General features: G+C 62.8%; 10 protein-coding genes. 6 read left to right on the plus strand and 4 right to left on the minus strand.

The features are described 5' to 3' along the window. Window positions 1-3 precede the first annotated feature (3 nt). A complete protein-coding gene (locus tag ACZ5U1_RS16210; protein ID WP_464780169.1) occupies window positions 4-735 on the minus strand; it encodes a FadR/GntR family transcriptional regulator in 732 nt (243 codons plus the stop codon). A 130-nt stretch (window positions 736-865) separates the two neighbouring features. On the opposite strand from ACZ5U1_RS16210, the gene ACZ5U1_RS16215 reads away from it, so the two are divergent. Beyond that, window positions 866-1,933 carry a TolB-like translocation protein gene (locus ACZ5U1_RS16215; protein WP_464780170.1) on the plus strand — a complete coding sequence of 356 codons (1,068 nt, stop codon included), beginning with the start codon at window positions 866-868 and terminating at the stop codon, window positions 1,931-1,933. A 48-nt stretch (window positions 1,934-1,981) separates the two neighbouring features. Here ACZ5U1_RS16215 and ACZ5U1_RS16220 read toward each other — a convergent pair whose 3' ends face one another. After that, window positions 1,982-4,138 carry an alpha-amylase family protein gene (locus tag ACZ5U1_RS16220; RefSeq protein WP_464780171.1) on the minus strand — a complete coding sequence of 719 codons (2,157 nt, stop codon included), beginning with the start codon at window positions 4,136-4,138 and terminating at the stop codon, window positions 1,982-1,984. Window positions 4,139-4,409: 271 nt separating this feature from the next. On the opposite strand from ACZ5U1_RS16220, the gene ACZ5U1_RS16225 reads away from it, so the two are divergent. The 5 genes from ACZ5U1_RS16225 to ACZ5U1_RS16245 are packed head-to-tail and all read left to right on the plus strand — an operon-like array spanning window position 4,410 to window position 9,929. Then, the gene (locus ACZ5U1_RS16225) at window positions 4,410-6,080 is read left to right on the plus strand and encodes an L-lactate permease (protein ID WP_464780172.1); all 1,671 of its coding nucleotides are present in this window, start codon (window positions 4,410-4,412) and stop codon (window positions 6,078-6,080) included. A 13-nt stretch (window positions 6,081-6,093) separates the two neighbouring features. Next, window positions 6,094-7,398, plus strand: a complete 1,305-nt coding sequence (locus ACZ5U1_RS16230; RefSeq protein ID WP_464780173.1) for a glycerate kinase type-2 family protein — start codon at window positions 6,094-6,096, stop codon at window positions 7,396-7,398. Between the two features lie 31 nt (window positions 7,399-7,429). Then, window positions 7,430-8,221, plus strand: coding sequence for a 2-oxo-tetronate isomerase (gene otnI, locus ACZ5U1_RS16235; protein WP_464780174.1), 792 nt, complete (start codon window positions 7,430-7,432; stop codon window positions 8,219-8,221). Then, window positions 8,218-9,153, plus strand: a complete 936-nt coding sequence (locus ACZ5U1_RS16240) for a 2-hydroxy-3-oxopropionate reductase (protein ID WP_464780175.1) — start codon at window positions 8,218-8,220, stop codon at window positions 9,151-9,153. Before otnI ends, ACZ5U1_RS16240 begins: the two co-directional genes overlap by 4 nt. After that, a complete protein-coding gene (locus tag ACZ5U1_RS16245; RefSeq protein WP_464780176.1) occupies window positions 9,150-9,929 on the plus strand; it encodes an SDR family NAD(P)-dependent oxidoreductase in 780 nt (259 codons plus the stop codon). The genes ACZ5U1_RS16240 and ACZ5U1_RS16245 overlap by 4 nt, the downstream gene beginning before the upstream one ends. A gap of 52 nt (window positions 9,930-9,981) precedes the next feature. On the opposite strand, the gene ACZ5U1_RS16250 is transcribed toward ACZ5U1_RS16245, so the two are convergent. Both ACZ5U1_RS16250 and ACZ5U1_RS16255 read right to left on the minus strand, forming a co-directional pair. Continuing rightward, window positions 9,982-10,785, minus strand: a complete 804-nt coding sequence (locus ACZ5U1_RS16250) for a cyclase family protein (protein ID WP_464780177.1) — start codon at window positions 10,783-10,785, stop codon at window positions 9,982-9,984. A 165-nt stretch (window positions 10,786-10,950) separates the two neighbouring features. Then, complete coding sequence (locus ACZ5U1_RS16255; RefSeq protein WP_464780178.1) at window positions 10,951-13,155, minus strand: alpha-amylase family protein; 2,205 nt, start codon at window positions 13,153-13,155, stop codon at window positions 10,951-10,953. Window positions 13,156-13,375 lie beyond the last annotated feature (220 nt).

Here is a 13,375-nt window from a genome sequence, read left to right on the forward strand (position 1 = left end):
ACGTCAGTCGGCGGGAGCCCCATGAATTTTCCAGGCCGCGCCGATAGCGAAATGGCTAAGGATCAAGTCGTCCGCCATCAGCGCGTCGCCCGCGCGGACGGCCTCATAGATGCGGCGGTGATGATCGACCAGATATTCCCGCGCCATCGGGCTGTCCGCAATGCGTTGGCGCCGTTCGACATGGGACCGTTCCAGCAGGTGCGTAATCGTGCCGTAGACGGTAGATAGCGCAGGTGAGTGCGCAGCCGCGACCAGCTGCGTATGGAAATTGAGGTCGGCATGACCACCTTTAGCGACATCGCCGATCGTCGCTTCTATATCCTCCAGCGCCTGTTCAAGGTTTTGGCGATCTTCTTCCGTGGCGCGGGCGCAGGCCAGCCGTAGCGCCTGCCGCTCCAACGCGATCCGCACCTCGACAATATCGTCGATGATTGCCGGTTGCTGCGCCAGAGCGAGAGAGAAGAATTCGCCCAGCACCGATGCATCGGGAACGCGCACGGTGCTGGCGCGGCCGTGGCGTGTTTCCAGCACGCCGATCATCTCCATCGCCCGTACGGCTTCGCGCACGGCCGGGCGGCTTACTCCAAGGCTCAGCGCCAGTTCCCGTTCGCCCGGCAGGCGGTGGCCGGTCTGGACGCCGCCATTCACCAGCAGCTCGCGCAAATGGGCAAGTACCCGGCGATATCCGGAACTTTCTGGCTCTGCGGCTAGAGTGGCGCACTCCATGGTCATCATGTGGCTTTATCGTCCGCAAGCGCTGCTGACCAGTGGTTAGTCTGGCTGTCCACATAGTGAAACGGCAATAGGCCCTGCTTGACTTATTACGGCCATCACGTTGCTTGCGCAGGGACAAGGAGACAGATCGATGAAGGCAAAATATCTCTCGTTATCCGTCATGCTCGCGGTGCTGCCCCTGTCTGTGCTTCCCGCGCAGACCTTCACGCGGGGCGAGGCCGTTCCTGCTGCGATGCCGCTGGGGAACAAGCCCGGCAATCCAATCCAGGACATGCCGCCCGGTCAACGACTGATTTCAGCCTTTGGAGAGCGGCCGGTCTTTTCGCCCACGGGCGACAAGCTGGCCTTCATCGGCAAATCCTACGGTGACGCTTTCGAATATGACATGACGACGGGGCGTACCCGCAACTTGACAGGCCATGCGCCGAGCGAAGGTTATTTGCGGGTGCATTATCTTGCTGATGGCAGCTACGCGCTGCTCGGTCCCCGTATATTGGGAAAGACAAGGGAAGAGACGCGCCACGGCCGCATCGAATTATTCTGGATGGACCCGCAGGCGATGCGCGCACCAGTGGCACTGGGCATCACGGTGTTCGAAGGGATAGCGCTCAGCCCACGCAGCAACATGATCGCCTGGAGCCAGGTAAAACCTGCAGCAGGTGGCAAACCGGCATCGACCACCATTTATACGGGGCGCGTTGCCGTTAGCGCGCAATCAGCGAAGTTGGAAGACGTACGGGAAATCGTGACAACGACTGAATGCTTCGTCGAAGCGCAAGACTTCCTGCCGGGCGATAAGGGGCTGGTCATGCCCTGCTATGGTTTTGGCAAGGGGCCGACGGGCGTGGAAACAAAAGTGTTGTCCGTAGATTTCGCGACCAAAAAGATCACCGAATATCCGACGCCTTCCACCCTATATGGCGAGGTCGAAGGCATCTTCCCGGATGGCAAGCGGACATTGGTGGAATGCGCACAGGACCGCGCCAAAGGCATGGACCTGTGCGTCCTTGATCTCGATCCAAAGAAGCCGCGCTACACGCGCATGACGAACATCGTGCAATATGGCGGATGGAAATATGGCAATCCGGTCGTGCGGCCCGATGGCCGGATGATCGCTGCGCAAGTGGGATCGGCGGACGTGATCGACGCGGGCGTGGGGCAGGGCATCGTATTGATGGACCTGGCGCCGGACTTTTGATCGTAGTGGGTTGGGGAGGAGCTGAGAGTAGCCTCCCCAACCCCGCAATCAAGCAAGCGTCAACTGCACCGCTTCAAACGTATCGACCGGCGGCAGGTCGAACCACAGATGGTCGCCATCGCCATTCCGTCGCTTGCCCTTTACCGATTTGCCCGCCACCAGCATCTGCGTCGTGCTGCCCACTGATCCGCGCACGCCCAGCTTCAGGCCGTGGGCGATGACGGGATTGCCATAATGGGTGTTGCGCTGGCCCGAATAGTTGATGACATGCACCAGCATCTTGCCCGTATCGGCCTGCCGCATCGCCATCATCTCCATCGGTCCCGGACCTTCCAGCACCAGCGGCGGAGGCGGCGCATAGCGGGCGATCAGGCTTTCGAACAGCACCCGATGCGCATCGATGCCGTCGCGATAATAGAGCCAGTCGGGCAGCCATGGGATGTGCACATGGTGCCCCTTGCCATAGGGCATGACCAGCGCGCCAGCGTCGGCGCGCGCCGCTTCGCCCGGCCGCGCATAGGAAAATTCGGGCGGGCCGAAACGCTGGTCGGGCGCGAAGGGGATCAGGCTCGACGCGCCGCTGCGGGGGATGACTGGGAAGAAGTCCGCATCGATCGGCATGCGGCCGGGTCCCATGGGAATAGCGGCCTTGCTCATGTCCAGTGACCAGCCATGAGCATCGCGCGGCTGACCGAAGCTGGCCACCGGACTGGACCTCATCGCCGAGCCGGAGCGCGGCTTTCCCCCTTGCCCCTGCACGCCGGTATAGCCGGTCGCGATGAGCAGGCCGCCGGCTTCGACAAAGGCGTCGAGCGCATCGGCATCCTCATCGCTCAAGGTCATGATATGCGGCATGATGATGACGTCATAGGCTTTGTCGCGCGTGGCGTTGCGCACCTGCGTTCCGTTAGTCATCCAGAAGGGGAGGCGGGCATCGACCAGCGCCTGATAGGCCCCGCGCTGCGCACCGATGCCATAGCGCGCCAGCCCGGCGCCGGGTGACTGGAAAATCGATCCCACATTGTAGATCGCGACGCGGGCAGCCGGGGTCAGCCCGGCATAATGCTGTTCATTGGCGGCGTGCCAGTGGAAAAGGCGCGAGACGGGAGGCAGAAACCGAGGATCGTCCTGATCGTTGAGCGTTCCCATCAGATAAAGGTCGAGCTTGGCGCCCGTGCCAAGCGCCTGCGCGAAACGCAACATGTGGTTTTCGGTGCTTTCCGTCACCTGCCGCCACGGATAGTCGATATGCGCAGTGGAGGTTGCGGAAAAGGCTTTGCCCGGCGCAAGCGCCATAAGCGCCCGCGTCTGTTCGCCCATGGCATAGGGCCATTCGGGCGCCTTGCGCGACACCCGGCGCTGCACCTCTCCACGCGCAACGACGCCGCCGAAAAAATCCATCAAGGGCACATGGGGCCGTGCCGCCTCGATGACTGTGCGTGCTTTTGCAGAAAGCTCTGTCATGACGCGTGTTTGAAACTGCTGATAAGCATCCCAATTGGGATCGGTGCCGTCCTCGGTTTTGGGCAGGTCCAGCTTGTACAGTTCCCGGAATCGTCGCTTGCAATTGTCGCATACGCAAATGCCATGATCGACATCGGAATAGTCGGTGCGGACGAAGCCGGTCATGTTGAAGAACAGGCCGTCTACTTCATGGCGTTCGACCCCTTCCTTCAATATCTGAAGGCTGTAATCCTGCGCCCAGCCGCCATTAGGGCAGGCCTGGTAGGTCCCGGCATATTCACGCGGACTGCCATCGCGGTTGCGCATGAACCATTCGGGATGCGCGTCATAGGCAGGCTTCATCGCCTTGGACAGGTCAAAGCGGCCGATATAGGCCAGCCCTTCAGCATGGGCGGCGGCGACCATCTCGCCTGCGAAATCATTTTTCAGATAGGGGTTGCGATAGTGGAGCGGCAGCTCAGTGGGATAGAAGGCAACGATCCCGCCAATGTTCGACACGATCATGTTCGCACCGAAAGCACGGGTTTGCCGGGCGATCTCTCGCGGATCTTCCAGAGCGTCGATTTCGCGCAGGTTGGTCTGGACTATGCGATATTCATGCTTCCACCATTCGCGCCGATCAAAGCCGCCGATGTTCAGGGCGGACCAGGCCGGGCCGGGAAGGGCGCTCATCATAGCCGCCGTGGGCAAGGCGCGTACGAGATCGCGGCGCGAGACCCCGCCGTTCGCGTTCAAGTCCATCCTCCTCATGCTCCTGAATTGACAGATTGGGACGTTCAGTCTGCACCGGCGTGCCTGGATGGACAATGATGCCGCCGACGCCGTTCCGCGATATGGAATGGTACGCGGCCCGCTACGGTGTCTGTTCCGCATCGCGGAAAGGCGGGTATCTCTTGCCTGTCATCCTCCTTAGCGACGGTCGAACGGCTAACAGCGGAGGCGAGTGGCGATACCACGGAAATTCCGCATGATTTGACATAGGCCGCGATAGGAAAAGGGCAGGGATGGCGCCATGATCTGGGCACAAAATTACGACCCTTTCGGCAATGGTTTGCTGTCGGCTCTGGTTGCGGCCGTCCCCGTCATCGTGCTGCTGGGGGCGATCGGCCTTTTCCATGTGCGGGCGCATATCGCCGCCCTGATGGGCTTGGGGGCGGGCCTGGCAGTCGCGGTGCTGGCTTTCGGCATGCCTCCGGGCCTGGCGGTGCGCGCAGCCGGTTTCGGGGCGGCCTATGGGCTGCTGCCGATCGGCTGGATCGTGCTCAACATCATCTTCCTCTACCAGCTGACCGAAACGACCGGGCAGTTCCACATCCTGCGCAGCGCGATCACGTCGATCACCCCAGACAGCCGGTTGCAGCTGCTGCTGATCGCCTTCTGCTTCGGTGCCTTCTTCGAAGGAGCTGCGGGGTTCGGGACGCCGGTTGCGGTCACGGGCGCGATGCTGATCGGCCTTGGCTTTACGCGGTTGCAGGCTTCTGGCCTGTCATTGATCGCCAACACCGCACCTGTCGCGTTCGGGGCGCTCGGTACGCCGCTCGTCACGCTTTCGGGCGTGACCGGCCTGCCGCTGCTCGAACTATCAGCGATGGTGGGGCGGCAGATGACGCCGTTCGCCATCATCGTACCCTTTTGGCTGCTGGTCGCCTATTGCGGGTGGCGGCGGACGATGGAGGTGCTGCCCGCCGTGTTGGTCGCAGGCGTCAGTTTCGCGCTGGTGCAGCTTCTCATCTCCAACCTTCATGGCCCTTGGCTGACCTCCATCGGCGCGGCGCTCGCGTCGATCGCCGCGCTCATCGCGTTTCTGCGGATATGGCAGCCCGCGCGGATCATGCATGTCAACGAGGCGAAGCTTGCGCCGGGTGACGAGCGGGACATGGCCGCGACCGTTGATGCTGCTCATGCACAGCCCCTGCATGATCCCGCTGCCGTCCGGCGTGCCTGGATGCCGTGGATCATCCTGACGGCGTGTGTCTTCCTGTGGGGCCTTCCCTTCATGAAGCATGGGCTGGACGCCATCTTCGCGCTGCGCCTGCCCTTTGCCGGTCTGGATGGGGTGATCCAGCGCCTGCCCCCTGTCGTCACCGCACCGGAGTTTGAAAAGGCGATCTACAATCTCAACCTGCTGTCGGCCACGGGCACGGCGATATTAGTGGCCGCCCTTGCCTCTGCGCTGCTGTTGCGGGTGCCTGCGCGCACGGTCGGTCGCGTCTATCTGCGCACGTGGAAGCTGGTGCTGCCATCGCTGCTCACCATCGCGGCGATGTTGGGGCTTGGCTATCTCACCCGTTATGGCGGCATAGACGCGTCCATGGGCCTAGCCTTCGCGGCGACGGGGGTGCTCTATCCCTTTTTCGGCACCATGCTGGGGTGGCTGGGCGTTGCCGTCACCGGATCGGACACGGCGTCCAACGTGCTGTTCGGCGGATTGCAGAAGATCACGGCTGAACAGTTGAACCTGTCGCCTGTGCTAATGGCGAGTGCGAACAGCGCGGGCGGGGTCATGGGCAAGATGATCGACGCGCAGAGCATCGTCGTCGCCTCCACCGCGACCCAATGGTTCGGTCAGGAAGGCCGCATATTGCGCCATGTCTTCGTTCACAGCCTGGTGCTGGGTTCGCTGATCGGACTTTTTGTGATGCTACAAGCCTATGTCTATCCCTTCACTCTCCTCGTTCCCTGAGATGGCGCCTATTATGCAAACGGCCGCCGCCCGCGCTCTGCTGGAAAGCATCTATCTTGAGGCGCTGCAGTCGGTGCGCGGCGAAAGGCTGGTCGCATCGCTGGGCATTCCCGAGGGTGGCCATTGGTCCATTCGCCACCAGGGCAAAGCCATAGACTGGCCACTGGATTCAGATGGTCGCCTCGTTGTGATCGGCGCGGGAAAGGCCGTGGGGTCGCTCGCGAAGGGGCTGGAAACGCTGCTGGGAGAACGGATTTCGGACGGCTGCATCATCGTCAAACACGGTCATGATGAGCTGCTCACGCGCATCCGACAGCTTCAGGCGGGGCATCCGATTCCTGACGCGCAGGGGATGGAAGCAACCGCCGAGATGCTGCGGACGGTCGAAGGGCTGAACGAGCGTGACAGCGTGATCGTGCTGCTGACCGGCGGCGCGTCCGCCTTGATGGTTGCTCCGGTTGATGGCGTTACGCTGGAGGAGAAGGCGGCGGTGACCGGCATGCTGCTGCGTTCGGGCGCGTCGATTGAGGAGATCAACGCCGTCCGCAAACGCCTGTCGCGGGTGAAGGGCGGCGGGCTGCTGGACCACATCGGCCCCGCATCGGTGCTGACCTTGCTGATATCCGACGTGCCGAGCGGCGACATCTGCATGATCGGATCGGGGCCAACTCTTGCGGGCAGGGAAGGACAGGGGGACCCAATCGCCATTCTCAAGCGATATGGGCTGCAAGATACTGTGCCCACATCGATCCGGCGTGTGCTTGCCAAGGGCGTGCATCCGGTGCCCCAAACGGCGGGACGGCGGGAGACACTGCTGCTGGCCGAGAGCGCCACGCTGGTGGAGGCTGTGCATCGCATTGCGGCGCGGGAGGGGGTGGCCGTTCGAGATGTGGATACGGCAATGGCGGGCAACACTCATGACGCGGCACTGGCGATGGCCGCTGCCCTGCGCGTAGTACCGCCGCAGGATCGCCCTATGCTGTTGGTGTCGGCTGGGGAGACCACACTTCAGGTGACGGGCGACGGGCTGGGCGGACGTAACCAGGAATTTGCCTTGGTCGCCGCCATGGCGCTGGCGGGGCAGGACAATGCCGTCCTGCTTGCCGCTGGCACCGATGGCACCGACGGGCCAACCGATGCGGCGGGGGCTTTTGCCGATGGCGGGCTTCACGAGCGCGCGCGGGCGGTGGGGCTCAACCCGGCGGAGATGCTGGCGCGCAATGACAGCTACCGGTTGTTCGACGCGACGGGCGACCTGTTCCGCACCGGACCCACGGGCACCAATGTCATGGATCTGGTGCTGGGTCTTGCCTTCTGACCGGGCGCGAATTGAAAAGAGGGGAAGAGACATGGTCAAGCTGGCCGCCAATCTGTCGATGATGTTCCAGGACCTACCCTTTCTCGACCGCTTCGATGCGGCGGCGGAAGCTGGCTTTTTCGGCGTCGAGTTCATGTTTCCCTATGACCATGGCGCGGAAGAGGCGGCTGAACGGGCGCGGCGATGCGGGCTGGACGTCGTGCTGTTCAACCTGCCCGCTGGTGATTGGGCTGGCGGAGAGCGGGGCATCGCGGCGCTGCCTGATCGCGTGGAGGAGTTTCGCGCGGGCGTCGCTAAAGGGCTGGACTATGCCAAAGCGCTGGGCTGCCCGCGCCTTCACCTGATGGCGGGGAAGGCGCCCGCGAGCGCGGAGTGCCGGGCTGTATTGGTGGATAATATCGCTTACGCAGCCGACCTGGCGGCTACCGATGGCATCGAGATATTGATCGAACCGATCAATACCCGCGTGGATATTCCCGGCTATTTCTACGGCACGACCGACGCGGCTCTGTCGGTGATTGACGAGGCGGGCCGCGCCAATGTCCGCCTGCAATATGACATCTATCATATGCAGATCATGGAAGGCGACCTTGCCCGCACGATTGAGCGCTTGCTGCCCCGGATCGGCCATATGCAGCTGGCCGACAATCCGGGCCGCGCCGAACCTGGCGCCGGCGAAATCAATTATCCCTGGCTGCTGAGCCACATTGACGCGCTGGGCTATGGCGGGTGGATCGGATGCGAATACCGGCCTGCGGGCGACACGAAGGCGGGCCTTGGCTGGGCGCGCGATTATCTGAAATCTCAAGAGAGCGTGACATGAAGATCGGTTTCATTGGCCTCGGCATCATGGGCCGTCCCATGGCCGGGCATCTACAGGCGGCGGGCCATGCGATCTACAGCTGTGCCAACCGCACGCCGATGCCGGATGAGCTGCGCGAAGGCGGTGCAGTCGCCTGCGCTACGCCTGCGGATGTGGCGGCGGAGGTGGAATGCCTGATCCTGATGCTGCCCGACACGCCGGACGTCGAACGTGTGCTGTTCGGTGCGGACGGCGCGGCGCAGCGGTTGAAGCCCGGCACGATCGTCATCGACATGAGTTCCATCGACCCGATCGCGACCCGTGATTTTGCGGAGCGGATCGAGGCGCTGGGCTGCGCCTATGTCGATGCGCCGGTTTCCGGTGGCGAGGTGGGGGCCAAAAACGCGGCGCTTACCATAATGTGCGGTGGCAAGGCGGATGTGTTTGAAACGGTCCGGCCGCTCCTGGAACTGATGGGCAAGAGCATCACGCTGGTGGGTGACGTTGGCGCGGGACAGGTGACTAAGGTCGCCAACCAGATTATCGTCGCGCTGAATATCGAAGCCGTTTCCGAAGCGCTTGTCTTCGCATCGAAGGCGGGCGCGGACCCGGCGCGGGTGCGCGAAGCGTTGATGGGCGGCTTTGCTGCGTCGCGCGTTCTGGAGGTGCATGGCCAGCGGATGATCGACCGAACCTTCGACCCCGGCTTTCGCATCCGGCTCCACCAGAAGGATTTGAATCTGGCGCTCTCAGGTGCGCGTTCACTAGGCGTTGCGCTGCCTGCGACGGCAAATGCGCAGCAACTTTTCAGCAGTTGCGTAGCCCACGGCGATGCGGAAAAGGATCACAGCGCGATGGTGACGGCGCTCGAACGAGCTGCTAACCACTTGGTGAGTGGTTACTCAACCGAGAATGTTTCCAACACCAACAGCTCTTCCGGAGGATGCTCATGACCAACAATCGTCTCAAAGACCGCCGTATCATCGTGTTCGGCAGCGCGACCGGCATCGGCGCGGCCACTGTGAAGCGCCTGGCCGAGGAAGGCGCGCGCGTCTGCGCCGCCGACATCAACCTCGAAGGCGCGACGCAAGTGGCGCAGGAAGCGGGCGGGGAAACCTTCGCCGTCTATGTCGACATTTCCGACGAGGCATCGGTGCGGAAGGCGACGGAAGAGGCGGTGAGCCGCTTCGGCGGCCTCGACGGCGCGCATATCAATGCGGCAGACCTGCGCGTTATCATGGAAGACAGCGACGCGTTGGCCATCGACCTTTCCACATTTGACCGCACGATCGCGGTGAACCTGCGCGGCCACCTGCTGTGCACCCGCGCGGTCGTGCCGCACCTCGTCAAGAGCGGCAAGGGCGCGATTGTCTACACCAGCTCCGGCTCGGCGCATGGTGGTGAACCGACGCGGCCCTGCTATGCCATGGCGAAGGCGGGCGTGAATGCGCTGGCGCGCCACGTCGGTGCGCGCTGGGGCAAGGAAGGCATCACCGCCAATGTGCTCGCGCCCGGTTTCACCGTGACCGGCGAGATGAAGGCGGCGATGGAAGCGAATGCCGAGGAAGCCACCAAGTGGGCCGACTATTTCATGTCACGCACCCCGCACACCCGGCTGGGCCAATCTGAAGACCATGCTGGCGTCGTTGCGATGCTGTTGTCTGAGGATGGCCGCTGGATCAACGGTGCGATCTATGACGTCAATGGCGGATCGATGATGCGCGCTTGACGACACTGGCTGCGGCGCTCGCCTCTGCACGGATGGGCGCCGCAGCATTTGTTCAGTAAAGCGCGATCACGCGCGCAGGCATGCCGGTGGCGTTTTCCAGTGGCGCGACGCCTGCGAACAGCAACCCGCCCGCAGCAGGTGCGCGGTCGAGATTGGCGAGCCCCTCCAACGCCCAGCGCCCGCTGCGCAGCCATGCCTGATGAACGGGGAAGGCGGGCATCGCCTCACCAGCATCGATCGACATGGTATCGACGCCGATGCCACGCACATCTCGCTTCATCAGAATATCCATAACGGTAGCATCGAATCCGGGGCTTTTGCGCCGTTCGGCGGGGGTGAGGCTTGCATAGCTTGAAAAGGCTTTCAGCGGATCGCAGCCCGACAGCATGGCAACGCAGGAACCGGACGGGATGCGGCCGTGGCGGCGTTCCCATGCGATGACATCCCGCGATTCCACCCGGGCGTCGCGATCAGTTTTGACCTTGTCCCTTATGTCGATCACGACGAGCGGAACGATCAGCTGGCTGACGGGTATGTCGCCGACCGATGCTCCATCAGGCGCGAAATGACGGGGCGCGTCGAGATGCGTGCCGGTATGTTCGACGATCGAGATGCGGTTAAGCGCCATTCCCGCTTTCGTACCCGACCCTTCCACCGCTTCCATGGAGAGGCGGCCCGGCGTGAAGGCGAAGGCGCGCGTCAGCCTGTGCGTCAGGTCGAGGATGTGCAGTTTCCGCCCGTGCAGGGAAAGGCTGGCCTGATCCGGCGTCACCGGAGCAGCGTCAGCGTTGGAGGCTGTGCCCAGGACAAGAGCCCCCAGCGCGCTCACGGCGAGCATGTCGCGGCGGTCGATCATGGCGGCTTGCTCCTTTTCTTGGTCGAAAGCGACTTGAGTTACATGGGACCATCTCAACTCCGTTCGGGCTGAGCTTGTCGAAGCCTCTTCCTTTTTCTTTCAGGAAGTAGAGCCCTTCGACAAGCTCAGGGCGAACGGAACATGAGTTCGCAGGAAGGCTCAGCGCTAGGCGAAATCAATCGCGACAACTTCGTGGAAGTCTATGTACGGCACATCGACTTCGACCCAGCCGTCCGCCGCCCCGTGTGGCACGGCTGTTCCTGCGGTCAGCAGCCGGGCCTGCGCAGCGCCTTTGCCTTGTGGCAGTTGCATGCGGACCCGGTAGGGACCGGTCATGATCGCCTCGCGATAGCTGCCCCGCATCGTCATGGGGTTGTTGAGATTGACCAGATGCGCCGTCATCGATTTGTCCTGGCGCCAGAAAGCGATGTCCAGCAGGCCCGGCCCTTCGATCTGTAGCGGATGCTCTTCCTGATGAGTCCAATCTAGCATTGCGCGCAGCAATGTCAGGTGATCGCCATGACCAAGCTCTGCAAAGGTGCGGTCGATGTCCATGGGCAGATAGGCGATGCGGCCACGGCCGACTTGATGGCAGATCGCCATCGGCAGGTTGGTTTCCGTCTTGTCAGTGAAGACGCGTTCCATTGGCAGGTCGGGATAGCTCGGCACCAGCGTCAATGCCACGTCCCTCTGGTCGCGCGCGGTGACAGGCTGGCGGAAGAGCGGGCCGATGGTGCGATTGATGTCGCTCAGGTCGGCCATGGCCGTGTGTGCATGGCGTAGGGTGAGATAGGCGTTCTTGAGCGGCCCTTCGGGCTCCCCGGCGATAGAGCAGCCGAACAGGTCCGCCAAGCCAAAGTCCGCCCGCTGCCGTCCGTCACCATCGTAGAGAGAGGTCTGGTACGTGGCGATTACGTTGCCGCCCCGCTTCACGAAGGCGCGTATCTGATTGCATTGCGCGTCCGACAACACCGCCGCATTGGCTAGAATGATGGTGCGGAAGCGCGACAGGCTGGCTTCGTCCAGAAAATCCTCGTCAATGAGGTCGAAGGGCACGCGCGATTCAAGCGCCGCTTGATAGAAGCCGCGCGAATGACCCTCCAGTTGCCCGCGCTGATTCCAGCCGCCCATATAGGCAGTCGTCCTGGGCGAATGGATGATCGCGACCCGCGCCAGATTGCCGTTGTTGCGCAGATAGGCTTCGTTGGCGTGGTGCCAGCTGTAGATTTGCCGGACGACTTCCATCCAGCGGCGGTCGAGCGGCTTGGCATTGAACTTGGTGATCCACGGGCGCGCGCCCTGCGCGATCGCGCCTGCCGCCCAGATGCGGATTTCGGCCGGGCTCTGCACCGAATCCTTCCAGCGATAGGCTTCTTCCACCCCCACGGAGATGATGTGGCCGACCGGCTTGTCCTTCATGAAGGCGCGCAGTTCGCGGGTGTAGCGGCCCGCGCCCCAGACCTCGGGACCCGTGCCCCAGCCCGAATCGTCGGACGAGCGTGCCTGGCGATCGCAAAAGGACAGCGGTAGACGCTTTGACAGAGCGGGGCCGTTCAGATCGACCAGTCCCCGGCGGTCACCGCCTGGGATGAAGAAGGCCTGGGGCCGGTGCTTGCGCGCGGCCGCGTTCCAAAGGTCCATGAGGGCGAAGAGCCGATCTTCAACCCAGGCCGCATATCGCCGCCCTTCCGGCTTGGAAGGGTCTGGGTCAGCCGGAATCTCCTGGCCAGACGCGGCGCGGTAGAGCGTCCGGCAGCTTTGGCAATAGCAGGTGCCGCTGCCGTTCCAGCGGTTGCCGAAAAAGCCATCCACTGGATAGCGTCGGGCGATTTCCTCGATCACCTTGGGCATCAGCTCAAAATTATAGGGGCCATAGGCGCAGGTGAGTGTCAGGTCCGGCGCGCTGCCGTGCCGTTTGATCTTGCCGTCCGGGCCGGTCAGCGCCCATTCGGGATGGGCGGCGGCGGCGGCCGCGTTCATTGCGTGCGGATCGATACGGGCGAGCACGCGCATCCCCAGCTTCTTGCACGCAGCGACCATATCGCCGAACGGGTCCACGCCCTTTCCGATGCCCTGCGCCATGCCATGATAGGGAATGGCCGTCGGGTAGAAGGCGATGCCTCCCCCCGCGCTGAGGCAGACGCCGTCGGCATGAATCTGCTGGAAATAATCGATCCAGAAAGCCGGATCGTACTGGCCCGGATCATCTTCGGTAAAGGCAAGCTGGAACCAACGCATGGGTTCGCTCGCCCAGTCCGGCGCGCCGCTTTGTCCGATTTTGCGGGCAAAGGCGGGCTCAATACTGGACAGCAGCGCACCAGCCCCCAACGTCAATGCCGTGCGGCGATCGAGCGGCAAGATGTCGGGCATGATCCTCTCCTTTGCTTGGCTCGATCCTTAGCCCAAGGCCGTCGATCCACAATCGATCATCCCATGATGTGGGACGGCGATGTGAACCGGATGTTTTCCTGACACGCATGATGGATAAGGGCCGATCGAAGGCCGACGCAAAGCATATCGACAAAGGCGGGGAAACAGGTCATACCAGTTTCTCTAAGGCTGCGTTCGCGCGACGGCGGCTTGGCAGGGC

It is taken from the genome of Sphingobium sp. TomTYG72, from assembly GCF_055394715.1.

What these genes read in the sequence shown, in the direction of transcription:
- ACZ5U1_RS16210 (WP_464780169.1), bottom strand. Translation starts at nt 735, where the DNA reads ATGATGACCATGGAGTGCGCCACTCTAGCCGCAGAGCCAGAAAGTTCC.
- ACZ5U1_RS16215 (WP_464780170.1), top strand. Translation starts at nt 866, where the DNA reads ATGAAGGCAAAATATCTCTCGTTATCCGTCATGCTCGCGGTGCTGCCC.
- ACZ5U1_RS16220 (WP_464780171.1), bottom strand. Translation starts at nt 4,138, where the DNA reads ATGGACTTGAACGCGAACGGCGGGGTCTCGCGCCGCGATCTCGTACGC.
- ACZ5U1_RS16225 (WP_464780172.1), top strand. Translation starts at nt 4,410, where the DNA reads ATGATCTGGGCACAAAATTACGACCCTTTCGGCAATGGTTTGCTGTCG.
- ACZ5U1_RS16230 (WP_464780173.1), top strand. Translation starts at nt 6,094, where the DNA reads ATGCAAACGGCCGCCGCCCGCGCTCTGCTGGAAAGCATCTATCTTGAG.
- otnI (WP_464780174.1), top strand. Translation starts at nt 7,430, where the DNA reads ATGGTCAAGCTGGCCGCCAATCTGTCGATGATGTTCCAGGACCTACCC.
- ACZ5U1_RS16240 (WP_464780175.1), top strand. Translation starts at nt 8,218, where the DNA reads ATGAAGATCGGTTTCATTGGCCTCGGCATCATGGGCCGTCCCATGGCC.
- ACZ5U1_RS16245 (WP_464780176.1), top strand. Translation starts at nt 9,150, where the DNA reads ATGACCAACAATCGTCTCAAAGACCGCCGTATCATCGTGTTCGGCAGC.
- ACZ5U1_RS16250 (WP_464780177.1), bottom strand. Translation starts at nt 10,785, where the DNA reads ATGATCGACCGCCGCGACATGCTCGCCGTGAGCGCGCTGGGGGCTCTT.
- ACZ5U1_RS16255 (WP_464780178.1), bottom strand. Translation starts at nt 13,155, where the DNA reads ATGCCCGACATCTTGCCGCTCGATCGCCGCACGGCATTGACGTTGGGG.